The sequence below is a fragment of the Streptomyces sp. NPDC097107 genome (genome assembly GCF_044762405.1).
Classification (GTDB): domain Bacteria; phylum Actinomycetota; class Actinomycetes; order Streptomycetales; family Streptomycetaceae; genus Streptomyces; species Streptomyces thinghirensis.
In genome coordinates, this window is record NZ_JBIWEF010000007.1 from 25,383 (window position 1) to 46,539 (window position 21,157).

A 21,157-nucleotide genomic window follows, 5' to 3' on the forward strand; every position below is an offset into this window, starting at 1 on the left:
GCGCCCGCGCGGACGCCGGTGCCCGGGGCGAGCCGCAAGCCGTGACGGACTCTCGTCCGCGGACCACCCCGCGGCCGCCCGCCGCGGCGCCGGAGGCAACCGGGGCGGCGCACGCTGCCGTGCAGTCGCCCTCTGTGCTGCCGGGAGCGGCGGCGCGGCCGTCCAGCGCGTCCTCAAAAGCCCCATCGGCCTCGGAGGGCGCCGGGGCGGCGGAGGGCGCCGGGGCGGCGCCCATGGTCGCGCCGGGAGCGGTGGCGGAGCAGTCCACCGTGGTGTCGGCGGCTCCGGCGGGCGGCGGGGCCGAGCACCCGCCGGAGACCGGTGAGGCGCCTCACACGCTCCCCGGGGGCACGCACGACGAGGGTGGCGACGGTGTCTTCAAGGTGCGGCTCGCCAACTTCGAGGGGCCGTTCGATCTGCTCCTCCAGTTGATCTCCAGGCACAAGATGGACGTCACCGAGGTCGCGCTCTCCAAGGTGACCGACGAGTTCATGGCCCACATCAGGGCGATGGGGCCGGACTGGGACCTCGACGAGACGACCGAGTTCCTGGTGGTGGCGGCCACACTGCTCGACCTGAAGGCGGCCCGGCTGCTGCCCGCCGCCGAGGTCGAGGACGAGGCCGACCTGGCGCTGCTGGAGGCCCGCGACCTGCTCTTCGCACGGCTGCTTCAGTACCGTGCGTACAAGCAGATCGCGGAGATCTTCAACGAGCGGCTCGAGGCCGAGGCCCGCCGCTACCCCCGTACCGTCGGGCTGGAGCCCCAGCACGCCGAGCTGCTGCCCGAGGTCGTCATCAGCATCGGGCCGGAGGGCTTCGCCAAGCTCGCCGTCAAGGCGATGCAGCCCAAGCCCAAGCCGCAGGTCTACGTCGAGCACATCCACGCGCCGCTGGTCAGCGTGCAGGAGCAGGCCGGGATCGTGGTCGCCCGCCTGAAGGAGCTGGGACAGGCGAGTTTCCGCCTCCTGGTCGAGGACACCGAGGACACGCTGACCGTCGTCGCCCGCTTCCTCGCCCTGCTGGAGCTGTACCGGGAGAAGGCCGTCGAGCTGGACCAGGAGACCGCGCTCGGTGACCTGCTGGTGCGCTGGACGGGCGGGGACGCGGACACCGAGCCGGTGGTGACCGACGAGTTCGACCGGCCGCCGGACAGGACCGAGGAGGAGCGGAAGGCGTGAGTGAGGAGACCACGGAGGCCGCGGGCGGGCCGGAGGCCGTCGCCGACCTCGAACTCAAGCCCGCTCTCGAAGCCGTCCTCATGGTCGTCGACGAGCCCGCGACCGAGGAGCACCTCGCCCGGATACTCCAGCGGCCCCGGCGGCAGATCGCCGACGCGCTGCGCGAGCTGGCCGACGAGTACACCGTCCAGGGCCGCGGCTTCGAGCTGCGCCTGATCGCGGGCGGCTGGCGCTTCTACAGCCGCCCCGAGTACGCCGCGGCCGTCGAGGGCTTCGTCCTGGACGGTCAGCACGCCCGCCTCACCCAGGCCGCGCTGGAGACCCTCGCGGTGGTCGCCTACCGCCAGCCGGTCAGCCGCGGCCGCGTCTCCGCGGTGCGCGGCGTGAACTGCGACGGTGTGATGCGCACCCTCCTCCAGCGGGGTCTGGTGGAGGAGGCGGGCACGGAACCCGAAACAGGTGCGATCCTGTACGTGACGACGAACTACTTCCTGGAGCGGATGGGCCTGCGCGGCCTGGACGAGCTCCCGGAGCTCGCGCCCTTCCTCCCGGAGGCGGCGGCGATCGAGGCCGAGACACTGGAAGGGGTCCCGTCGTTCGATCCGGACGCCCCGGATTCCGAGGACGCAGACGACAAGACGGAACTTTGATGCGAAGCAGCAGCGGCAGGAACAGCAGCGGAAACAACGGCGGGAGCCGTGGTGGCAACAGCGGCGGCCGCGGCGGGAGCAGCGGTGGCCGCGGTAACCCCCGCGGCGGGAGCAGCGGTAGCCCCCGCGGCGCCGGTGGCAACCGCGACAACAAGCAGGGCGGCCGTCCGAAGAACCCGCGCCCCGAGGAGCGGCGCTACGACGTGGGTCCCGGCGCCACCCACGAGGGCCCGAAGTCGGGCCGCGGCCCGGCGGCCCGCGGCGGCGCCAAGGGCGGGCCGAAGAAGCCCCTGCAGCGGGGGCGCTCGGTCCCGGCCACGTCCCGCGAGTACGAGGCACGTGCCGAGGAGCGCAACCGCGAGCGGTACGCGGGCAAGAAGGACGTCAAGCCTCCCAAGACCTTCCCCGGGGCCGAGCAGGAGGGCGAGCGGCTGCAGAAGGTCCTCGCGCGCGCGGGCTACGGCTCCCGGCGTTCCTGCGAGGAGCTGATCGAGCAGGCCCGGGTCGAGGTCAACGGCGAGATCGTGCTGGAGCAGGGCAGGCGGGTCGACCCGGAGAAGGACGAGGTCAAGGTCGACGGCCTGACCGTGGCCACGCAGTCGTACCAGTTCTTCTCGCTCAACAAGCCCGCCGGTGTCGTCTCCACCATGGAGGACCCGGACGGCCGGCAGTGCCTCGGTGACTACGTCACCAACCGAGAGACCCGGCTCTTCCACGTCGGGCGGCTCGACACCGAGACCGAGGGCGTGATCCTGCTCACCAACCACGGCGAGCTGGCGCACCGCCTGACCCACCCCCGGTACGGCGTGAAGAAGACCTACCTCGCGCACATCGTGGGCCCGATCCCGCGCGACCTCGGCAAGCGGCTCAAGGACGGCATCCAGCTGGAGGACGGTTACGCGCGCGCGGACCACTTCCGGGTCGTCGAGCAGACCGGCAAGAACTACCTGGTCGAGGTCACCCTCCACGAGGGCCGCAAGCACATCGTCCGCCGGATGCTCGCGGAGGCGGGCTTCCCCGTCGACAAGCTGGTGCGCACCGCCTTCGGCCCGATCACCCTGGGCGACCAGAAGTCGGGCTGGCTGCGCCGGCTGTCCAACACGGAGGTCGGGATGCTGATGCAGGAGGTCGAACTCTAGGCGCTCAGGTGCCGCGAGGGTTGTGACGGGTCGGCCACCCCCTTTATAGTCCAGGTGACTATTAAGGGGGTGGCCGTCTGTGCACGGCTACGACAAGCACGCCTTCGAACCCTTCGCCGTCACCGTCGACCTCGCCGTCCTCACCCTCCGCGCGGACGCGCTGCACGTGCTGCTCGTCGAGCGGGGGCAGGAGCCGTACGCCGGCCGCTGGGCACTGCCCGGCGGTTTTCTGCTGCCGGACGAGTCGGCGGAGGCGGCGGCCCGCCGGGAGCTGGCCGAGGAGACCGGCCTGGCCGACGTCGGCGCGCTGCACCTGGAGCAGCTGCGCACCTACAGCGAGCCCGGCCGCGACCCCCGGATGCGGGTCGTGTCGGTCGCGTTCGCCGCCCTGCTGCCCGACCCTCCCGAACCGCACGGCGGCGGCGACGCGGCCGAGGCCCGCTGGGCGCCGTACGACAAGGCCCGCGACCTCGCCTTCGACCACGGCCGGATCCTGGCCGACGCCCGGGAACGCGTCGGCGCCAAGCTGGAGTACACCTGCCTGGCCACCGCCTTCTGCCCGGCCGAGTTCACTCTCGGCGAGCTGCAGCAGGTCTACGAGACGGTGTGGGGCACGGTCCTGGACCGGCCCAACTTCCGCCGCAAGGTCCTCGCCACCCCGGGCTTCGTCGAACCCGTCCCGGGCGCCGCCCGCCTCACCGGCGGCCGAGGCAAACCGGCCGCGCTGTACCGCTCCGGCCCGGCCACCACCCTGCACCCGCCCCTGCTCCGCCCCCCTCGGGAAGGACGCCCCGCATGACCACGACCACCGTCACCAAGCGCGCCGCCACCGGGGCCCTCACCGGTCTCGCCCTCGGGGACGCGCTCGGCTTCCCGACCGAGTTCGACGACGTCCCGTCGATCCTCGCCAAGTGCGGACCCTGGCGGGAGATGGGACTGCCCCGGCCCGCGATCGTCACCGACGACACCCAGATGACGCTGGCGCTGGGGAAGGGGCTGCGGACGGCCATGGACCGCGGAGCCCTCGCGCCCGAGGCGATGGCGGAGCCCGTACGGCAGGAGTTCATCGCCTGGAACCGGTCGCCGGAGAACAACCGGGCTCCCGGCAACACCTGCCTCACGGCCTGCGACCTCCTGGAGCGCCCGGACCGCCCCTGGCAGGACGCCGCCCAGATCCACTCCAAGGGCTGCGGCGCCAACATGCGCGTCGCGCCGGTCGGGCTCGTCCCCGGCCTGAGTGACGAACAGCGCGCGGGCGCCGCACAGTTGCAGTCCGCGCTCACCCACGGTCACCCCACCGCGCTCGCCGCGTCCGACCTCACCGCGCACGCCGTACGGCTGCTCGCCGAGGGAGCCGAGCCGACCGGACTGGTCGGGCTGCTGCGGTCGTACGCCTACGACAACCGCACCCGCTACCACGAGCGCTGGCTCGGCGACCTGTGGACCCGCTCCCAGGACCCCACGCCCGAGCACTTCATCACCCGCGGCTGGGACGAGTGCCTGGCGATACTCGACCGCCTCCAGGAGGCGGTGCGCACCGTCTCGCCCGAGACCGACCCGTGCCTCGCGGTGGGCGAGGGCTGGATCGCCGAGGAGGCCATGGCGGCCGGGCTGCTCTGCTTCCTGCTCTTCGTCGACGAGCCGCTGACCGCCCTGCGCCGCGGTGCCTGCACCGCCGGCGACTCCGACTCCATCGCCTGCCTCGCGGGTGCCTTCGCGGGCGCTCACCTGGGCGCCGACGCCTGGCCCGCCGAGTGGGCCGACCGCATCGAGTACCGGGGCGACCTGCTGGCCCTCGGAGCGCTCTGGGACGCCTGAGCGCATGACCGACGCCCTCGACACCGACCCAGGGCCTGCCGTTCGGATCATGCCGCAGACGCGGGGTCTGGCACGCGCGTCTGCGGCGTTGTCGTCGGCTGTCAACCCCCCACGCCCGACTGCGCTCGCGCGGGGGCCCCCATCGCGTTGCCGCCCTCCTCCGCCTGGCGGCTGCACGCACCAGACCCCGCTCACCAGCGCGGTGAGGCGCCGTTAAGGCGGTCGGTGTCGCTGTCCTCCGTCGCCAGACCGAAGGCGCGCGAACCCATGACACAGGCGTAAACGGTGTGGTCGCGTACCAGGGTCTCGGGTTCCATGCCCGGAGCGTACGCGGGCGGCTCACGCCAGCCGGACCGAATTTCCGTCCACCGCGATCCGCTCCTCCGACAGCGGCTCGGTCGCCGGCCCCTGCTCCACCGCGCCGTCGGTGATGCTGAACCTGCTGCCGTGGCAGGCGCAGTCGATGGATCCGTCCCGCACGTCGGACACAAGGCAGTTCTGGTGGGTGCAGACCGCCGAGAAGGCCTTGAACTCGCCCTGTTCCGGCTGCGTCACCACGACCTTCCGGTCCGCGAAGATCTTGCCGCCGCCGACCGGGATGTCGCTCGTCGGCGCCAGCTCCTGCCCGGGCGAGGCGGCCGAGGAGTCGCCGCCGTCGCCGTCCCCGCCTCCGCCGCCGCAGCCCACGGAGAGCGCGGCGGCTCCCGTGCAGAGGAGGACCGTACGGCGGGTCGGGGTGTGGGTCATGTCGCAGCTCCGGGGAAGGGGAGGTTCCGGCCGGGGCCAGCGTCTCAGGAGACGGGCGCCCCGGGCCCGTACGCGGCGGGCTGACTAGGCTGGACGGACCAACAACCGATACACACGTCAGCAAGGAGCATCGCCGTGGCGGTACGAGCGGTCCGGGGCGCCGTCCAACTGGAGCGGGACGAGGCCGGGCACATGGACGAGCAGGTCGCGGCACTGCTGACCGCCGTCCTGGAGCGCAACGACCTGACCGGCGACGACCTGATCAGCATCTGGTTCACGGCGACGCCCGACCTGCACAGCGACTTCCCGGCCGCCGCCGCCCGCAAGCTCGGCATCACCGACGTGCCGCTGATCTGCGCCCAGGAACTGGACGTCGAGGGCGCCATGCCCCGCGTCGTCCGGGTCCTCGCCCACATCGAGTCCGACCGGCCGCGTGCCGAGATCGCCCACGTCTACCTCGGCGCCGCCGCGGCCCTGCGCAAGGACATCGCCCAGTGAGAACCGCACTCGTCATCGGCACCGGCCTCATCGGGACCTCCGCCGCCCTCGCCCTGACCCAGCGGGGCGTCACCGTCCACCTGGCCGACCGCGACCCCGAGCAGGTCCGTACGGCCGCCGCACTGGGCGCCGGCACCGACGAGGCCCCGGACGGGCCGGTCGACCTCGCGGTCGTCGCCGCGCCGCCGGCCCTGGTGGCCGACGTGCTCGCCGACGCCATGGGGCGCCGCGCCGCCCGCGGGTACATCGACGTGGCCAGCGTCAAGGGCGGCCCGCGGCGCGAGCTGGAGGCGCGGGGGCTCGACCTCGCGGCGTACATCGGCACGCACCCCATGTCCGGCCGCGAGAAGTCCGGCCCGCTGGCGGCCACCAAAGACCTCTTCGAAGGCCGCCCGTGGGTGCTGACCCCGACCCGGGACACCGACACCGAGGTGCTGAACCTCGCCCTGGAGCTGGTCTCGCACTGCCGCGCGGTTCCCGTGGTGATGGACGCGGACGCCCACGACCGCGCCGTGGCCCTCGTCTCGCACATGCCCCACCTGGTCTCCAGCATGGTCGCCGCCCGGCTGGAGCACGCCGAGGAGGCAGCCGTACGGCTGTGCGGGCAGGGCATCCGCGACGTGACCCGGATCGCCGCCTCCGACCCCCGGATGTGGATCGACATCCTCTCCGCCAACCCCGGGCCGGTCGCCGACCTGCTCACCGACGTCGCCGCCGACCTGGAGGAGACGGTGCGGGCCCTGCGCGCGCTTCAGTCCTCCGACGAGGACAAGCGCCGCGAGGGCGGCACCGGCATCGCGGAGGTGCTGCGGCGGGGCAACGCCGGGCAGGTGCGGGTGCCGGGCAAGCACGGCAGCGCACCCCGCGTCTACGAGACCGTCGCGGTCCTCATCGACGACCAGCCCGGCCAGCTGGCCCGCATCTTCGCGGACGCGGGACGGGCCGGGGTCAACATCGAGGACGTACGGATCGAGCACGCGACCGGACAGCAGGCCGGCCTCATGCAGCTCATGGTCGAGCCGAAGGCGGCTCCGGTGCTGACGGCGGCCCTCAAGGAACGGGGCTGGGCGATCCGGCAGTGACCCTCGGGGCCCGCGGGTGGTCCCCGGGGCCCGCCGCCGATCCCGGGTTCCGGGCGGCTGTCGGACGGGTCTCGGAGAGCCAGTAACCTTGTGCGGGACGCCTTCGCGTCCCGCACACCACCCACCGCACCGCACCAGGAAGGTGTCCCCTCGTGGAAAACGGCGCCGCCCCGACCGTCCCGGCCGTGATTGTCGCCATCGACGGCCCCTCCGGCACGGGCAAGTCGAGCACGTCGAAGGCCGTCGCCGCACAGCTCGGCCTGAGCTACCTGGACACCGGCGCCCAGTACCGGGCGATCACGTGGTGGATGGTCAACAACGGCATAGACACCGACGACCCGCACGCCATCGCCGCCGCGGCCGGAAAGCCCGAGATCCTCTCGGGCACCGACCCGGCGGGCCCCACCATCACGGTGGACGGCGTGGACGTGGCCGGCCCGATCCGCACCCAGGAGGTCACCTCCAAGGTCAGCGCGGTCAGCGCCGTCCCCGAGGTGCGGACCCGGATCACCGAGCTGCAGCGCACCATCGCCGCCTCCGCCCCGCTCGGCATCGTGGTCGAGGGCCGGGACATCGGGACGACCGTGCTGCCGGACGCCGACCTGAAGATCTTCCTCACCGCCTCGGCGGAGGCCCGCGCCGCCCGCCGCAGCGGCGAGCTGAAGGGCGCCGACGTCAACGTCACCCGCGAGGCCCTGATCAAGCGGGACGCGGCCGACTCCAGCCGTAAGACGTCGCCGCTGGCCAAGGCGGACGACGCGGTCGAGGTGGACACCACCGAGCTCACCCTCGCGCAGGTCATCGAGTGCGTCGTCACCCTCGTCGAGGAGAAGCGGGCGGGGAAGTGACCGCACCCTCCACCCCGCCCGTACCCTCCGAGAAGGGTGCCGAGATCGGGCGGCGCATCGGCGTCGGCCTGATGTACGGGCTGTTCCGGCCGCGCGTGCTCGGCGCCTGGCGGGTGCCCGCGACCGGGCCGGTGATCTACGCCGTCAACCATTCGCACAACGTCGACGGCCCGATGGTCATGGGCGTGGCGCCCCGGCCGACGCACTTCCTGATCAAGAAGGAGGCGTTCATCGGTCCGCTGGACCCCTTTCTGCTCGGCATCGGCCAGCTGAAGGTGGACCGCTCGACCGCCGACCGCACCGCCATCACCCAGGCGCTGGGCGTCCTGGAGAACGGCGGCGTGCTGGGCATCTTCCCGGAGGGCACCCGGGGCGAGGGCGACTTCGCCGCGCTGCGCGCCGGGCTCGCGTACTTCGCGGTCCGCAGCGGAGCCCCGATCGTCCCGGTCGCGGTGCTGGGAAGTTCCGGCCGGCCCGGACGGTTGATAAAGGCGCTGCCCCCGCTGCGCTCCCGCATCGACGTCGTCTTCGGCGATCCCTTCGACGCGGGCGACGGCAGCGGACGGCGGACCCGCAAGGCGCTGGACGAGGCGACCGAACGCATCCAGAAGCAGCTCACCGCGCACCTGGAAAACGCCAGGCGCCTCACCGGGCGCTAGGCGACACTGAGTAGTGGCCCGCCCGGCGAAACAGGGTGCGCCACGATCACCACGATGAACGAGGTACGGACTTCATGAACGACCACATCCACTCCGAGGGCTCGGGCGAGGAGCACGACCACGGGGCGCTTGGCGACGCCGAATTCGAGGCGTTCATGGAGCTCGCCGCGGAAGAGGGCTTCGACGCCGAGGAGGTCGAGGGCGCGATCGAGGAGGCCGGGCACGGCCCGCTGCCCGTCCTCGCCGTCGTCGGCCGCCCCAACGTCGGCAAGTCGACCCTGGTGAACCGGATCATCGGCCGCCGCGAGGCCGTCGTCGAGGACAAGCCGGGCGTCACCCGCGACCGCGTCACCTACGAGGCCGAATGGGCCGGCCGCCGCTTCAAGGTCGTCGACACCGGCGGCTGGGAGCAGGACGTCCTCGGCATCGACGCCTCCGTGGCCGCGCAGGCCGAGTACGCGATCGAGGCCGCCGACGCGGTCGTCTTCGTCGTGGACGCCAAGGTCGGCGCCACCGACACCGACGAGGCGGTCGTACGGCTGCTGCGCAAGGCCGGCAAGCCCGTCGTGCTGTGCGCCAACAAGGTCGACGGCCCGAGCGGCGAGGCCGACGCCGCCTACCTGTGGTCGCTGGGGCTGGGGGAGCCCCAGCCGGTCTCCGCGCTGCACGGCCGCGGCACCGGCGACATGCTGGACAAGGTCCTGGAGGCTCTGCCCGAGGCCCCGGCCCAGACCTTCGGCACAGCCGTCGGCGGCCCGCGCCGCATCGCCCTGATCGGCCGGCCCAACGTCGGCAAGTCCTCGCTGCTGAACAAGGTGGCGGGCGAGGACCGGGTCGTCGTCAACGAGATGGCCGGCACCACCCGCGACCCGGTCGACGAGCTGATCGAGCTGGGCGGTGTCACCTGGAAGTTCGTCGACACGGCGGGCATCCGCAAGCGTGTCCACCTCCAGCAGGGCGCCGACTACTACGCCTCGCTGCGCACCGCCGCCGCCGTCGAGAAGGCGGAGGTCGCCGTCATCCTCATCGACGCCTCCGAGTCGATCTCGGTCCAGGACCAGCGGATCGTCACCATGGCCGTCGAGGCGGGACGCGCGATCGTCGTCGCCTTCAACAAGTGGGACACCCTCGACGAGGAGCGCCGCTACTACCTGGAGCGGGAGATCGAGACCGAGCTCGGCCAGGTGGCGTGGGCACCGCGGGTCAACGTCTCGGCGCAGACCGGGCGGCACATGGAGAAGCTGGTCCCGGCGATCGAGACCGCGCTGGCCGGCTGGGAGACCCGCGTCCCGACGGGCCGGCTGAACGCCTTCCTCGGTGAGCTGATCGCCGCCCACCCGCACCCGGTGCGAGGCGGCAAGCAGCCCCGCATCCTGTTCGGTACGCAGGCGGGCACCAAGCCCCCGCGGTTCGTGCTCTTCGCCTCCGGCTTCATCGAGGCGGGCTACCGGCGCTTCATCGAGCGCCGGCTGCGCGAGGAGTTCAGCTTCGAGGGGACGCCGATCCACATCTCGGTGCGGGTGCGCGAGAAGCGCGGCGCGAAGAAGAAGTAGCGGCACCGGCTGAGACAGCGATGAGAGCGGCGAGAGAGGGCGACCCCGGCCGGGGCCGCCCTCTCTCGCCGCTCTCATCGCTCAGGTGGCTGTCAGGCACCTGAGCGCGGAGCCGGTGGCAGCGCGGCCGGGACGTGGTGCGTGCCGACGCGCTGCCACATCGACTGCTGGCCGACGCGGGCGCTGTGGGCGCCCGCGCTGTAGGCGCTGTATGCGCCCCTGCTGCGCGGGATGCTCCGGAAGGACGTGAACCCCAGCTCCTCCTCGCCGCTGCGATCCCCCGGCAGTGATCGGAAGGACCTGACGTACTCGGCGTAGAGCGCGTCGTAGATCGGCGTGGCCGAGGGGCCGCCCTGGCGGTGGAAGGCGTCGTATGCGTACACGTATGTCCAAACGACCTTGCACTGGAAGAGATGCGGCCCAGGCCGCGGGCGTCCGACGCCCGCACGGAGAAGTCTCAGGTTCCCGCCAGCGGCAGCGCCGCCGCGACCAGCTGCCCGTTCGCCGCCGCCTTGTCCAGCGCGTCCCGCAGCAGGTCCTCGCGCGGCTGCCGTCCGATCGTCCCGACGGGTGCCGCGAACATCAGCACCTGCTGGTGCTTGTTGGCCGCCGTGCGCCAGCCCTCGGTGACCTGGAGGGGCTGGTGCGCCTGCCACCAGGCCACCGGCCGGCCGCCGTTCGTCCCCGGCTGGAGCACCGCGTGCAGCTGGCCCATCGCGAGCAGTACCGACCACCCGTGCAGCACGGCCGGCGCGGTGGACAGCTCGATGACCGGCATGAAGCCCTGTTCGATGAGCAGCGGCAGGAAGTCGTCGCCGGCGCCGGACGTGCCGGGCCGCGCGATGGGGGCGGTCGGCTCCACCACGAGGGCCGGGTGCAGCTCTCCGGCGATCAGGATCAGTCCGCTGGTGACGCCGAGCACGGCCTGCTCGGACGCGACCTTCTCGGGTGCGGCCTGCTCGGGCTCGGGGCGGGCGTTGTCGGCGTGGATGGACTTCACGGCGCCCTGGAGCTGCTCCTCGGTGACCTTCACGACCTGCGAGGGAAGACAGCCGGCGTGGGCGAAGGCGAGGACGGCGGTCTCGTCCCCGATGAAGAGAACGGTGCTGGTGCGCTCCTGCTCGCAGTCGCCCGGGGTGCGGCAGGACGTGCAGTCGTAGCTGCCCGGGGCGGACTCCCCGGCGAGCAGGCGGTCGGCTTCTTCGTCGCCGATCTCGGCGCGTACGTCGTCGCTGACGTCGAGCATGCGCGGCACGGGTGGCTCCCTCGGGATGCGGTGCGTGACCGGACCGGGTGGCTCCCGGGCCGTGGTCCGGGCGGATCCCCGGCTCATGCAGATGACAACGGGCGATCTGTGGCGGGAGTCACGCCCCATGGCCAACCGAATCGAACCATCCGGCGCGCACGGTCATCCGCCGGGCTGAACCGCCCACTCGCCGACAACTGATGTGCGGAACAAGGGCGTTGGCCCGGCGGAGTGGGTCGGGCGCCGCTATGCTGGTTGGTCGACAAATCAGGGCATCAGCGAATGAAGTGGGTGTCCGGAAATAGCTGATACCCGAGGTAATGGCGGGCTGGCCTGGGGCGACGGGACGGTCTGGGAGGCGTACGGCGGCGCTCCGGCCGCGGGCCCGCTTCCGGTCGTGACCACATCGCAATCGGACACGGCCAACCAGAAGGCGGGGTTCCGGGTCTTACCGGACGACGAGAAGCCCAGGGAGGAACCGCACCGCATGACGCCGCCGGCCCCATCGGCCGCCCCGCTGCGCGCCGACTGCATCGGCGACTCCGCGGGCGGTCTGACCTTCGACGTCGCCGCGCACGGGGAGACCGGGGCGGCCCTCCTCATACTGCGCCGCCGCGCCGCCGATGGTGCCGGCCCCGCCGATTCCGCCGACGACACGGTCAGCCTGCCGCTGGCCCCGGCCGCCGAGGGCAGGCTGCGCGCCGCGCTGCCCAGCAGCGTGGCCCTGCCCGAGGGTCGCTGGGACGCCTACGCGCGTGTCTGCGCCGGTGAACCGCGGCGCCTGGTGCCCGGCGTCACCGACCTGCGCTCCCTCGCCGACCGCACCCCGGGCGGACTGCTCGGCCACGTCGCCGTCCGCATCCCGTACGCCACCCGGCAGGGCAACCTCACCGTCCGCAGCTGGCTGCGCGCCCCGCACGCGGAGACGGGCGAGCTCGGCCTCGCGGACGGCGGGCTGACCGTACGCGGGCGGGTGTACGGCACGCAGATCGTCTCCGGCGCCCACGCCGAGGTGCGGGCCCGGTCCGGCGCCGGCGAGGGCGCCGTACGCCGGCTGGACGTCGCGGCCGACCGGGCGGAGTTCGGCTTCACCGTGCCCTACGACGCTCTCGCGCCGGGCGAGTGGGACCTGTGGCTGCGGCCCGCCGGTGAGCCCGGTCCGGTCGTCCGCCTCGCGCGGCTGCTGGACGACGTCGCCGACAAGCACCCCGTCTTCACCTATCCACGCGCGCGCGTGCGCACGCCGCACGGCGCCGTGGAGGCCGGGCCGTACTACACCCGGGACAACGACCTGTCGCTGTCCGTCACCCCGTTGGAGTCCTGACGGCCGCGGACAGTACCTTTCCGAAACCGCCGGCAGGCCACCGACAGCCGCCGTACCTGTGTGCGGGCGATGTGTTTCCTGTGCCGATGTCCGATCTCCGCAAGTCATCCGCAAGTCCGTTCGGCGTGCTCGAACGTGAAATGCCAGGGGAGCGTCAGGGGCGCTTCGGAACCCTTTTCCGTCCGACTATTCGATGGGTGATGCGACACGCGGCAATTCGCCTGCCCGGTCCACGGAAGGCGTACGAAACCGTCCGTCCGGGTGACGGAGTTCGACCAAAACAGGGACCGTGATCCTGTGACAGAAATGTGACCGTAGGTGCCCCTGCGGCCCGGTTACCGGCCTGGGCTTCCCCGGTCGTGGAGCAGGGCATAGCGTGGCGGCATGGCACCGATTCCGACACCACCGGCCGAACCCCAGGACAGTCCGGACGCATACGTCGGCCTCGAATCCGAGGCGGCCGAACGGCTCGCGCGGGAGCGCGGCTGGTCGACGGTGCGGTCACTGGCGCCGGGGACGGTCATCACCATGGAGTACCGCGTGGGCCGCCTCAACTTCGAGGTGAAGGACGGCCGCGTGGCGCGGGCCTGGAAGGGCTGACGCGCGGGGGAGAGGCTGTGCGTACCGGCCCCCGCGCCGGGTCAGCCGCCCGACACGGGCCGTGCGGCCGGGGTCGCGCCGCGCGGGTGGCGGTCGGTGTGCGGCGGCCTGCGGCTGCCGGCCGGGGTCACCGGTGTACGGTCCGAGCGGGCCGTGTGCGGGCCCGGAGCGAGGTATGCCGGGACCCGGGTGCGGGGCGCGGCGACCGGCTCGCGGAGCGGGGCCTTCTCCGGGTCGGCGGCGGGTGGCGTGGGAACCGCGGGCGGGCTGACCGGCCGCTTCGTCGCCGTCCTGCGGCCGAGGCGGGCGAACCAGCGGTCGCGCACGCTGAGGATCCAGGCCTCGGCCCGGGTGATCAGCGGTTCGAACCACGGCAGCGCCAGCAGGATCAGCAGCCCCGCGGCCCAGCCGAGGAGCACGTCGCTGAGCCAGTGCGTACCGAGGTAGACGGTGGACATGCCCACCCCGAGTGAAACGACCGCCGACAGGGCCGACAGCCAGCGCCGCGCCCTCGGCGTCGAGGCCAGATAGGCCAGGATGCCCCAGGTCACGACGGCGTTCGCGGTGTGACCGCTCGGAAATATATCGCCGCCGAGCCACATCTCGTTCGCGCCGACGGTGGTCGCGTAGTGCGGCCCGAGCCGGCCCATGCCGATCTTGGCGGCTCCCACCGTGACGTTCAGCAGGAGCAGGGAGACACCGAGCGCGAGCAGGGGACGCAGTGTGTGCTGCCGCCAGGAGCGCCAGCCGAGCCACGCCGCGACCATCACCGCGGTGGGGCCGCGCTGGCCGAGCACCACGTAGTAGTCGACGAACGCGTGGATCTCCGGCCACTGCTGGTAGGGCCGGAAGAACATGACCTGCCAGTCGAGCCGGACCAGCCACGAGGTGATGACCACGGCCCACACGATCGCGATATAGAACGCGAGGGTCCCGGCGAACAGCGCAATCCTGTGCCGGCTCATCACCGGCACATCCAGGTGGGCCGGTCGTTCCGGCTCCCGGTCCAGTCTCGCGAACACCCGGTCCAGACGGGTGAGGTTCCGTTCGGTACGCACCCAATCGACGTTACAGCGAGTGAGGAGTGATCCCGGCCGAATCAACGGCTTTGTGATGACGATGTGATGTGGGATTCCTCTCAGGCAGTGGCTTATTTTCGAGGAATCCGCAATCCAGGGCGGCCGTGGACTTCATTTCCTTTGATCGGCCCGGTCGGCGGTTTTATCGTGCTTATGAATTCGTTAACCGAATGCTGGTACGGAATTCTCCCGGCGGCCATCGGGCGCCCCCGGGCCGGTCAGGGCGGGCCGGAGCCGTTCAGCCAGAACGCCCCGTACGCCGCCGAAGCCACCGCCGCACCGCTCACGATCAGCGCCGACCTGGAGGTTCGCAGCCGGGCGAGAGCGGCGGCGAGGGGCAGCAGCAGCGGGAAGGCGGGCATCAGCAGCCGGGGCTTCGAGCCGAAGTAGCTCGACGCGCACAGGGCGAGGACGGTGACGGTCCCCGCGTACACCAGCAGCGCGAGCGGCTGGCGCTGCCGTACGCACGCGACGTACAGCCAGACCAGCAGTGCGACCCCGACGACCAGCCCGACCCCCGCCAGGGCCGACGGGAACCCCGTGAACCTCCCGGCGACGAAACGGGCGAAGGCCACGCCCCCGTCGAAGCCGTTGCGCCAGCCGGCCTGGACGTCGAGGTAGCCGAGCGGGCCCTTACCGGTGCGGTGCCCGACCCAGAGCACGTACCCGGCGGCGCCCAGGGGCGCGAGGAACATGCCGAGCACACGCCGCGCGCCGTCACCGGGGGCGCGCGCCGGGCCGTGGGCGCCGTCCGGGGCGTCGGCGCTCCGGCTTCGCGCGAATGCCACGACCGCGGCCGCCCACACCGCCGCCGCCACCGCGAGTCCGACCGGACGGGTCAGCCCGGCCAGCGCGGCCAGCGCCCCCGCCGTCACCCAGCGCCCGGTCAGCACCGCGTACAGCGACCAGGCGGCCAGCGCCGTGAACAGGGACTCGCTGTACGCCATGGACTGCACGATTCCTACCGGCAGCACGGCCCACAGCAGCACCGCGCACGTCCCGGCCCGCCCGTCTCCCGCCACCACCCTTCCAAGGCCGCGCTTCGCGCCTTCTTCATTCCGGCCGTACACACGGTCGGCCACCGCGAAGATCCCCCAGGCCGCGGCGAGCGAGGCGAGCAGACTCACGACGAAGCCCGCATCCGCGTACGACAGGGGCGAGATCGCCGCGCCGAGCCGCTCCAGCCAGGGCAGCAGCGGGAAGAAGGCCAGGTTGGAGTGCACGTCGCCGTTCGGCAGGCGCACCTCGTAGCCGTAGCCCTGGTCGGCGACCCCGGTGTACCAGAGGGAGTCCCAGCGGGCCGTCAGCAGCGTGTACGCGCTCTTGTCGTGCGCGGCGCTCCACAGGGCCAGGGCGAGGAGGCCCAGGGTGCGTACGGCCGCGTAGCCGAGGAGCGCCGGGGCGGCCCGGCGCAGAGCACCGGCGCGGCCCGCCGTGCGCGTCGCGAGATCGGTCACGGGCTCGATTATCTGCGGGCGCGGTGGGGCCCCGCGGGCCGGGGCGGGCGGGTCGGTGGAACGCGGTGGTGGATGCCACGCAGGTCACGCGGGATGTGTGAGGCCCGCCACATGTGTGGTGCGCTCTCTCGCGTACTCTGGCGAGTCACTCGCGTTCCGTAGCACGGCCCGGAGACCCCGCTCCTCTCCGGCCGAGCCGCAGGGGAGTCCCCACCCCGCGCGGCCCGCCGGACGCGAGGGAACATCTTGGAGGTACGCACATGTCCGGGACGACCACGGCTGCCGCCGCGCTGCGCCGTCGGGCGGCCGGGGCCGGTGCCAACCGCTGGGTGGTCCTGGTCGTCCTCTGCGTCAGCCTGCTGCTCGTCGCCGTCGACGCGACCGTGCTGCACGTGGCGGTCCCCGCCGTCACCGAGGACCTGCGGCCGGGCGCGATCGAACTGCTCTGGATCGTCGACATCTACCCGCTCGTCTGCGCCTCGCTGCTGATCCTGTTCGGCACGCTGGGTGACCGGGTGGGCCGCAGACGGGTCCTCCTGCTCGGCTACGCGCTCTTCGGCGTCGCCTCCGCGCTGGCAGCCCTCGCCGACAGCGCCCAGCTGCTGATCGTGGCCCGCGCGCTGCTCGGCGTCGGCGGCGCGATGATCATGCCGGCGACGCTGTCGATCCTGCGCCAGGTCTTTCCCGACCGGCGGGAACGGGCGATGGCCATCGGCGTCTGGAGCGCCGTGGCCGCGGTCGGCGCGGCGGCCGGCCCGCTGCTCGGCGGCTTCCTGCTGGAGCACTTCTGGTGGGGCTCGGTCTTCCTCGTCAACATCCCGCTGATGCTGGTCAGCCTCCCGGTGGGGCGGCTGCTGCTGCCCGAGTCGAAGGGCGACGGCCGCGGGCCCTGGGACGTCGTCGGCGCGCTGATGGCGGCGGGCGGCCTGTTCGGCGTCGTCCTGGGCGTGAAGCGGCTGGGCGGCGGGGAGCCGGTGGCGAGCGTGCTCACCGTGCTGCCGCTGGTGGTGGGCGCGGCCCTGCTGGTCGCCTTCGTACGACGGCAGCGGCGGCGCACGCACCCGCTGGTGGACCTGGAGATGTTCCGGCGGCCGGCGTTCAGCACGGCGGTGGGGTGCATCGTGCTGGCGATGCTGGCGCTGGTGGGCCTGGAACTGATCGCGGCCCAGTACCTGCAGCTGGTGCTCGGGCTGTCGCCACTGGAGACCGGGCTGCGGCTGCTGCCGCTGACCTTCGCGGCGATGGCGGCGGGGCTGGCGGGCGCGCGGATGCTGCGGCGGTTCGGGCCGCGCCGGATGGTGTGTGCCGGGTTCTGCCTGACCGCCTTCGCGGTGGTGCTGCTGACGGCGCTGGGGCGGGCCGACAACTGCGCGCTGATGCTCTCGGGGTTCGTGCTGCTCGGCTTCGGGCTGGAGACGACGCTCTTCGGGGCGTACGAGTCGATGCTGAGCGAGGCGCCGCAGGAGCAGGCCGGCGGGGCGGCGGCGATCGGGGAGACGTCGTACCAGCTGGGCGCCGGGATCGGGATCGCGCTGCTGGGCAGCGTGATGAACGCGGCGTACGCGCCCGGGCTGGCGGGGGGTGTGCCCGGGGTGCCGGGGACGGCGTCGGTGGCGGCGGGGCATTCGCTGGGGGAGGCGTACGAGGTGGCCGCGCGGCTTGGCGGGCCCGCGGGGGTCGCGCTGCGACGGGCTGCGGGGGACGCGTTCGTGCACGGGCTGCATGTGACGTTGGTGGTGAGTGCGGGGTTGTTGTTGCTGGGGGCGGTGATGGCGTTGCGGTTGCCACGGGTCATGCAGTGTGAGGCGGTGGCCGTGCCCGCGCCTCGGGACGCGGTGGAGTCCCGCGTCTCGGTGTGAACGATTGGTCTCCCACCCACGCACCACCTGTTCACCGCAGGAGGCGTCGGGAGCGGGGTGGACGCCGCCCGTGGGGGCGCGCAGCCGCCGGCGGCTCGCGGCGGGCGGTGGGGCGCGAGCGCAGTCGCCGGTGGGTGGGAGAGCAGGGTGGACGTGCGCCACACTGCCGCGTAACGTCGGCTCCGAGCCGTAACTAGCACTGCTAGTTTTATCGTTCCGGAGGGTGTCCCATGGCCTCGTCCCCCAAGCTGCCCGCGTTCGACCCCGCCGACCCCCTCGGCGTCGACGACCTCCTCGCACCGGAGGACCTGGCGATCCGGGACACCGTTCGCACCTGGGCCACGGACCGCGTACTGCCGCACATCGCGGAGTGGTACGAGAACGGCGAGCTGCCCGGCATCCGGGACCTCGCCCGCGAACTCGGTTCCATCGGCGCCCTCGGCATGTCCCTCGACGGCTACGGCTGCGCCGGCGCGAGTGCCGTGCAGTACGGGCTCGCCTGCCTGGAGCTGGAGGCGGCCGACTCCGGCATCCGGTCGCTCGTCTCCGTGCAGGGCTCCCTCGCCATGTACGCCATCCATCGCTTCGGCAGCGAGGAGCAGAAGCAGACCTGGCTGCCGCGCATGGCCGCCGGCGAGGTCATCGGCTGCTTCGGGCTGACCGAGCCCGACCACGGCTCCGACCCCGCCAACATGCGGACCCACGCCAAGCGCGAGGGCGGTGGGGACTGGGTCCTCAACGGGCGCAAGATGTGGATCACCAACGGGTCGGTGGCCGGTGTCGCCGTCGTCTGGGCGCAGACCGAGGACGGGATCCGCGGCTTCGTCGTGCCGACCGACAGCCCCGGCTTCTCCGCGCCCGAGATCAAGCACAAGTGGTCGCTGCGGGCCAGCGTCACCAGCGAGCTGGTCCTCGACGACGTGCGGCTGCCCGCCGACGCCGTGCTGCCGGAGGTGACCGGCCTGCGCGGACCGCTCAGCTGCCTCTCCCACGCCCGCTACGGCATCGTCTGGGGCGCGATGGGCGCGGCCCGCAGCTCCTTCGAGGCGGCCGTGGAGTACGCGAAGTCGCGGGTGCAGTTCGGGCGGCCCATCGGTGGCTTCCAGCTCACCCAGGCCAAGCTCGCCGACATGGCGGTCGAACTGCACAAGGGGATTCTGCTCGCCCACCACCTCGGGCGGCGCATGGACGCCGGCCGCCTGCGTCCCGAGCAGGTCAGCTTCGGCAAGCTCAACAACGTACGCGAGGCCATCGACATCTGCCGTACGGCCCGCACGATCCTCGGCGCCAACGGGATCTCCCTCGAGTACCCCGTGATGCGGCACGCGACGAACCTGGAATCGGTGCTCACCTACGAGGGCACCGTGGAGATGCACCAGCTGGTGCTGGGCAAGGCGCTCACCGGACTCGACGCCTTCCGGTAGCCGGTCGGCAGGAGCGCGTGGGGGTCCGGCGGGGGCGGGGCCGTGGTGTGCGGCCCCGCCTCAGCTCTGGTTGAAGAAACCGTCGGAACGGTGCGCGGCCGGCTCGCCGCTGATGACCTGGGTGTCGGCCGGGCTCAGCAGGAACACCCGGGTGGACACCCGCTCGATCGAACCGCGCAGACCGAAGATCAGTCCGGCCGCGAAGTCGACCACGCGCTTGGCGTCGGTGGCCTCCATGGCCGTCAGGTTCATGATGACCGGGACCCCGTCCCGGAACAGCTCGCCGATGGACCGTGCGTCCCGGAAGCTGTCCGGGGTGACGGTCGCGATGCGGCGGCCCTTCTCCTCCGCCACGTCGGAGGCCACCTTCACCCGCGGGTCCGTGACCCAGGCGTCCCCGGAGTCGGAGCCCTCGGTGTAGTCGTCGTCGTAGTAGCGCTCGTCATCGTTGTCGTCGACGAGGCCGAGCCACGCACTCGCCTTGCGTACCGATCCCATGGACGCCTCCTCTCACAGCGGTCTTTCGTGCTTCCGCATCCCTATGGTCATCCATGATGCGGACGTCGCGCCAAGTGGATAGACGCCGCCCGGGGGGTTTGTGACGGTACTGGTGCACAGCGAATCCGTCGAGAGTCCTTGTGTCCCAAGGGTCCTTTCCCAAACGGATGCTGACTGTGAGTGAAATATGATTCTTCCCGGCACATGGGTGAGGGAGGGCGCGTACGGGTGAACGCGGCGATCGATACGATGCCGCAGCTCAACGTCGTACGCACCACGGGGGAATGTCATGTTCGGAATCGTCAGGCCATGCAGGCACCGGCTCGGAGAAAGCCTCACGAGCCAGTGGATGGCGCATTTGTGCGGGTTGTGCCTCGCACTGCGCAAGGACCACGGACAATTCGCGCGGATCGTGACGAACTATGACGGGCTGCTCATATCGGTTTTGACGGAGGCTCAGGCCCACGGTGCGGCCGGGGCCGCCGGAGGTTCCGGGCGGCGCAAGGCCGGGCCGTGTCCGCTGCGCGGGATGCGTACCGCCTCCGTCGCGCACGGTGAGGGCGCCCGGCTCGCGGCGGCCGTCTCCCTGGTGCTGGCCTCGGCCAAGGTGCGTGACCACGTCGCCGACGGGGACGGGCTGCTGGCCCGCCGGCCGGTGGCCCTCGCCGCCCGCCGGGTCGCCACGGGCTGGGACGCGGCCGGAGCGCGCGGCGGCAGTGCCGTCGGGTTCGACACCGGCGTACTGGTCGACGCCGTTGACCGGCAGGGCGGCATCGAGGCGCTCGCCGGGCCCGGCACGCCCCTGCTCACCGTCACCGAGCCGACCGAGACCGCGACCGCGGCCGCGTTCGCGCACACCGCGTACCTCGCCGGGCGGCCGCACAACGCGGAGCCGCTCGCCGAGGCCGGACGTCTCTTCGGCCGGCTCGCCCATCTCCTCGACGCCGTTCAGGACAGGGAAGCTGACGCCGCGTCGGGCGCCTGGAACCCGCTCACCGCCACGGGGACCCCGCTCACGGAGGCCCGGCGGCTGGCGGACGACGCCGTGCGCGGGGTGCGGTTCGCACTGCGCGAGGCCGAGTTCGGTGACGGCCGGCTGGTGCACCGGCTGCTCGTGCACGAGCTGGGCAACTCCGTCGACCGCGCCTTCGGCACCGTCTCCTGCGCCCACGGCAGCCACCCGTACGCCCCGCCCGGCACCCCGGGAGCCCCGGGAGCCCCGGGCGGGCCGACGCCTCCGGAGCCGCCCCGCCGCGACCGGCGCGGGCTGCTCGCAGGGTGCGCCGTGTGGCTGGGGCTGGCCTGTACGTGCCAGCTGTGCTGCGGCACATACCACGACCCCTGGACCGGGGAGCCCAAGGAGGGCTCGTGCACCAACTGTGACTGCGGCGGGTGCGGTGACTGCTGCAGTTGCTGCGAGTGCTGCGGTGACGACGGGTGCGGATGCGACGGCTGCGACTGCGGCTGCAACTGCTGAGGCGGTCCGTTGTGCGAGGGT

General features: G+C 72.6%; 21 protein-coding genes and 1 pseudogene. 15 read left to right on the top strand and 7 right to left on the bottom strand.

Annotation, left to right across the window (positions count from 1 at the left end):
- Positions 1–119: 119 nt before the first annotated feature.
- From ACIQ1J_RS17850 to ACIQ1J_RS17870, 5 genes are all read left to right on the top strand, one after another.
- Positions 120–1,178, top strand: a complete 1,059-nt coding sequence (locus ACIQ1J_RS17850; protein ID WP_403557654.1) for a segregation and condensation protein A — start codon at positions 120–122, stop codon at positions 1,176–1,178.
- Positions 1,175–1,828 (top strand): SMC-Scp complex subunit ScpB, encoded by a 654-nt coding sequence (gene scpB / locus ACIQ1J_RS17855; protein ID WP_403557656.1) that lies wholly within the window; start codon positions 1,175–1,177, stop codon positions 1,826–1,828. The genes ACIQ1J_RS17850 and scpB overlap by 4 nt, the downstream gene beginning before the upstream one ends.
- A complete protein-coding gene (locus tag ACIQ1J_RS17860; RefSeq protein WP_403557658.1) occupies positions 1,828–2,967 on the top strand; it encodes a pseudouridine synthase in 1,140 nt (379 codons plus the stop codon). Before scpB ends, ACIQ1J_RS17860 begins: the two co-directional genes overlap by 1 nt.
- A gap of 79 nt (positions 2,968–3,046) precedes the next feature.
- Positions 3,047–3,766 carry an NUDIX domain-containing protein gene (locus ACIQ1J_RS17865; protein ID WP_403557660.1) on the top strand — a complete coding sequence of 240 codons (720 nt, stop codon included), beginning with the start codon at positions 3,047–3,049 and terminating at the stop codon, positions 3,764–3,766.
- Complete coding sequence (locus ACIQ1J_RS17870) at positions 3,763–4,785, top strand: ADP-ribosylglycohydrolase family protein (protein ID WP_403557662.1); 1,023 nt, start codon at positions 3,763–3,765, stop codon at positions 4,783–4,785. Before ACIQ1J_RS17865 ends, ACIQ1J_RS17870 begins: the two co-directional genes overlap by 4 nt.
- Before the next feature lie 218 nt (positions 4,786–5,003).
- Here the strand turns inward: ACIQ1J_RS17870 and ACIQ1J_RS17875 are convergent.
- Together ACIQ1J_RS17875 and ACIQ1J_RS17880 are read right to left on the bottom strand one after the other, a co-directional pair.
- Positions 5,004–5,102 (bottom strand): annotated as a pseudogene (locus ACIQ1J_RS17875) (DNA polymerase beta superfamily protein); the annotation flags it as partial.
- Positions 5,103–5,124: 22 nt separating this feature from the next.
- Complete coding sequence (locus ACIQ1J_RS17880; protein ID WP_403557664.1) at positions 5,125–5,532, bottom strand: Rieske (2Fe-2S) protein; 408 nt, start codon at positions 5,530–5,532, stop codon at positions 5,125–5,127.
- Positions 5,533–5,667: 135 nt separating this feature from the next.
- Here ACIQ1J_RS17880 and aroH point away from each other — a divergent pair, with 135 nt between their 5' ends.
- From aroH to der, 5 genes are all read left to right on the top strand, one after another.
- Positions 5,668–6,030, top strand: coding sequence for a chorismate mutase (gene aroH / locus ACIQ1J_RS17885; RefSeq protein WP_210964356.1), 363 nt, complete (start codon positions 5,668–5,670; stop codon positions 6,028–6,030).
- Positions 6,027–7,112: a prephenate dehydrogenase gene (locus ACIQ1J_RS17890; RefSeq protein WP_403557666.1), complete on the top strand. Its 1,086-nt coding sequence runs from the start codon at positions 6,027–6,029 to the stop codon at positions 7,110–7,112. The genes aroH and ACIQ1J_RS17890 overlap by 4 nt, the downstream gene beginning before the upstream one ends.
- A gap of 152 nt (positions 7,113–7,264) precedes the next feature.
- Positions 7,265–7,960, top strand: coding sequence for a (d)CMP kinase (gene cmk, locus ACIQ1J_RS17895; RefSeq protein WP_210964354.1), 696 nt, complete (start codon positions 7,265–7,267; stop codon positions 7,958–7,960).
- The gene (locus tag ACIQ1J_RS17900; RefSeq protein ID WP_210964353.1) at positions 7,957–8,619 is read left to right on the top strand and encodes a 1-acyl-sn-glycerol-3-phosphate acyltransferase; all 663 of its coding nucleotides are present in this window, start codon (positions 7,957–7,959) and stop codon (positions 8,617–8,619) included. Before cmk ends, ACIQ1J_RS17900 begins: the two co-directional genes overlap by 4 nt.
- A 74-nt stretch (positions 8,620–8,693) precedes the next feature.
- Complete coding sequence (gene der / locus ACIQ1J_RS17905) at positions 8,694–10,172, top strand: ribosome biogenesis GTPase Der (protein ID WP_403557669.1); 1,479 nt, start codon at positions 8,694–8,696, stop codon at positions 10,170–10,172.
- Positions 10,173–10,264: 92 nt separating this feature from the next.
- Here der and ACIQ1J_RS17910 read toward each other — a convergent pair whose 3' ends face one another.
- Together ACIQ1J_RS17910 and ACIQ1J_RS17915 are read right to left on the bottom strand one after the other, a co-directional pair.
- Positions 10,265–10,555, bottom strand: a complete 291-nt coding sequence (locus ACIQ1J_RS17910) for a hypothetical protein (protein ID WP_403557671.1) — start codon at positions 10,553–10,555, stop codon at positions 10,265–10,267.
- Positions 10,556–10,629: 74 nt separating this feature from the next.
- Entirely contained in the window at positions 10,630–11,427 is a 798-nt protein-coding gene (locus ACIQ1J_RS17915; protein ID WP_403557673.1) for a hypothetical protein, read from the bottom strand.
- A gap of 478 nt (positions 11,428–11,905) precedes the next feature.
- Here ACIQ1J_RS17915 and ACIQ1J_RS17920 point away from each other — a divergent pair, with 478 nt between their 5' ends.
- Entirely contained in the window at positions 11,906–12,742 is an 837-nt protein-coding gene (locus ACIQ1J_RS17920; protein WP_403558218.1) for a hypothetical protein, read from the top strand.
- Positions 12,743–13,126: 384 nt separating this feature from the next.
- Positions 13,127–13,342: an I78 family peptidase inhibitor gene (locus ACIQ1J_RS17925; RefSeq protein WP_403557675.1), complete on the top strand. Its 216-nt coding sequence runs from the start codon at positions 13,127–13,129 to the stop codon at positions 13,340–13,342.
- 41 nt (positions 13,343–13,383) lie between these two features.
- Here the strand turns inward: ACIQ1J_RS17925 and ACIQ1J_RS17930 are convergent, their stop codons facing one another.
- The gene (locus tag ACIQ1J_RS17930; protein ID WP_403557677.1) at positions 13,384–14,400 is read right to left on the bottom strand and encodes a phosphatase PAP2 family protein; all 1,017 of its coding nucleotides are present in this window, start codon (positions 14,398–14,400) and stop codon (positions 13,384–13,386) included.
- Positions 14,401–14,639: 239 nt separating this feature from the next.
- Positions 14,640–15,878, bottom strand: a complete 1,239-nt coding sequence (locus ACIQ1J_RS17935; protein WP_403557679.1) for a mannosyltransferase family protein — start codon at positions 15,876–15,878, stop codon at positions 14,640–14,642.
- 260 nt (positions 15,879–16,138) lie between these two features.
- Between ACIQ1J_RS17935 and ACIQ1J_RS17940 the strand changes: the two genes are divergently transcribed.
- Both ACIQ1J_RS17940 and ACIQ1J_RS17945 read left to right on the top strand, forming a co-directional pair.
- Positions 16,139–17,737, top strand: coding sequence for an MFS transporter (locus tag ACIQ1J_RS17940; protein ID WP_403557681.1), 1,599 nt, complete (start codon positions 16,139–16,141; stop codon positions 17,735–17,737).
- A 230-nt stretch (positions 17,738–17,967) separates the two neighbouring features.
- Entirely contained in the window at positions 17,968–19,161 is a 1,194-nt protein-coding gene (locus ACIQ1J_RS17945) for an acyl-CoA dehydrogenase family protein (protein ID WP_403557683.1), read from the top strand.
- Positions 19,162–19,221: 60 nt separating this feature from the next.
- Here ACIQ1J_RS17945 and ACIQ1J_RS17950 read toward each other — a convergent pair whose 3' ends face one another.
- Positions 19,222–19,659: a cell division protein SepF gene (locus ACIQ1J_RS17950; RefSeq protein WP_121746110.1), complete on the bottom strand. Its 438-nt coding sequence runs from the start codon at positions 19,657–19,659 to the stop codon at positions 19,222–19,224.
- A 289-nt stretch (positions 19,660–19,948) separates the two neighbouring features.
- Here ACIQ1J_RS17950 and ACIQ1J_RS17955 point away from each other — a divergent pair, with 289 nt between their 5' ends.
- Complete coding sequence (locus tag ACIQ1J_RS17955; protein WP_403557685.1) at positions 19,949–21,136, top strand: DUF5685 family protein; 1,188 nt, start codon at positions 19,949–19,951, stop codon at positions 21,134–21,136.
- Positions 21,137–21,157: the final 21 nt, after the last annotated feature.

Coding starts and splice junctions, on each gene's coding strand:
- ACIQ1J_RS17860 (WP_403557658.1), top strand. CDS start 1,828: ATGCGAAGCAGCAGCGGCAGGAACAGCAGCGGAAACAACGGCGGGAGC.
- ACIQ1J_RS17870 (WP_403557662.1), top strand. CDS start 3,763: ATGACCACGACCACCGTCACCAAGCGCGCCGCCACCGGGGCCCTCACC.
- ACIQ1J_RS17880 (WP_403557664.1), bottom strand. CDS start 5,532: ATGACCCACACCCCGACCCGCCGTACGGTCCTCCTCTGCACGGGAGCC.
- der (WP_403557669.1), top strand. CDS start 8,694: ATGAACGACCACATCCACTCCGAGGGCTCGGGCGAGGAGCACGACCAC.
- ACIQ1J_RS17920 (WP_403558218.1), top strand. CDS start 11,906: ATGACGCCGCCGGCCCCATCGGCCGCCCCGCTGCGCGCCGACTGCATC.
- ACIQ1J_RS17925 (WP_403557675.1), top strand. CDS start 13,127: ATGGCACCGATTCCGACACCACCGGCCGAACCCCAGGACAGTCCGGAC.
- ACIQ1J_RS17940 (WP_403557681.1), top strand. CDS start 16,139: ATGTCCGGGACGACCACGGCTGCCGCCGCGCTGCGCCGTCGGGCGGCC.
- ACIQ1J_RS17945 (WP_403557683.1), top strand. CDS start 17,968: ATGGCCTCGTCCCCCAAGCTGCCCGCGTTCGACCCCGCCGACCCCCTC.
- ACIQ1J_RS17950 (WP_121746110.1), bottom strand. CDS start 19,659: ATGGGATCGGTACGCAAGGCGAGTGCGTGGCTCGGCCTCGTCGACGAC.
- ACIQ1J_RS17955 (WP_403557685.1), top strand. CDS start 19,949: ATGTTCGGAATCGTCAGGCCATGCAGGCACCGGCTCGGAGAAAGCCTC.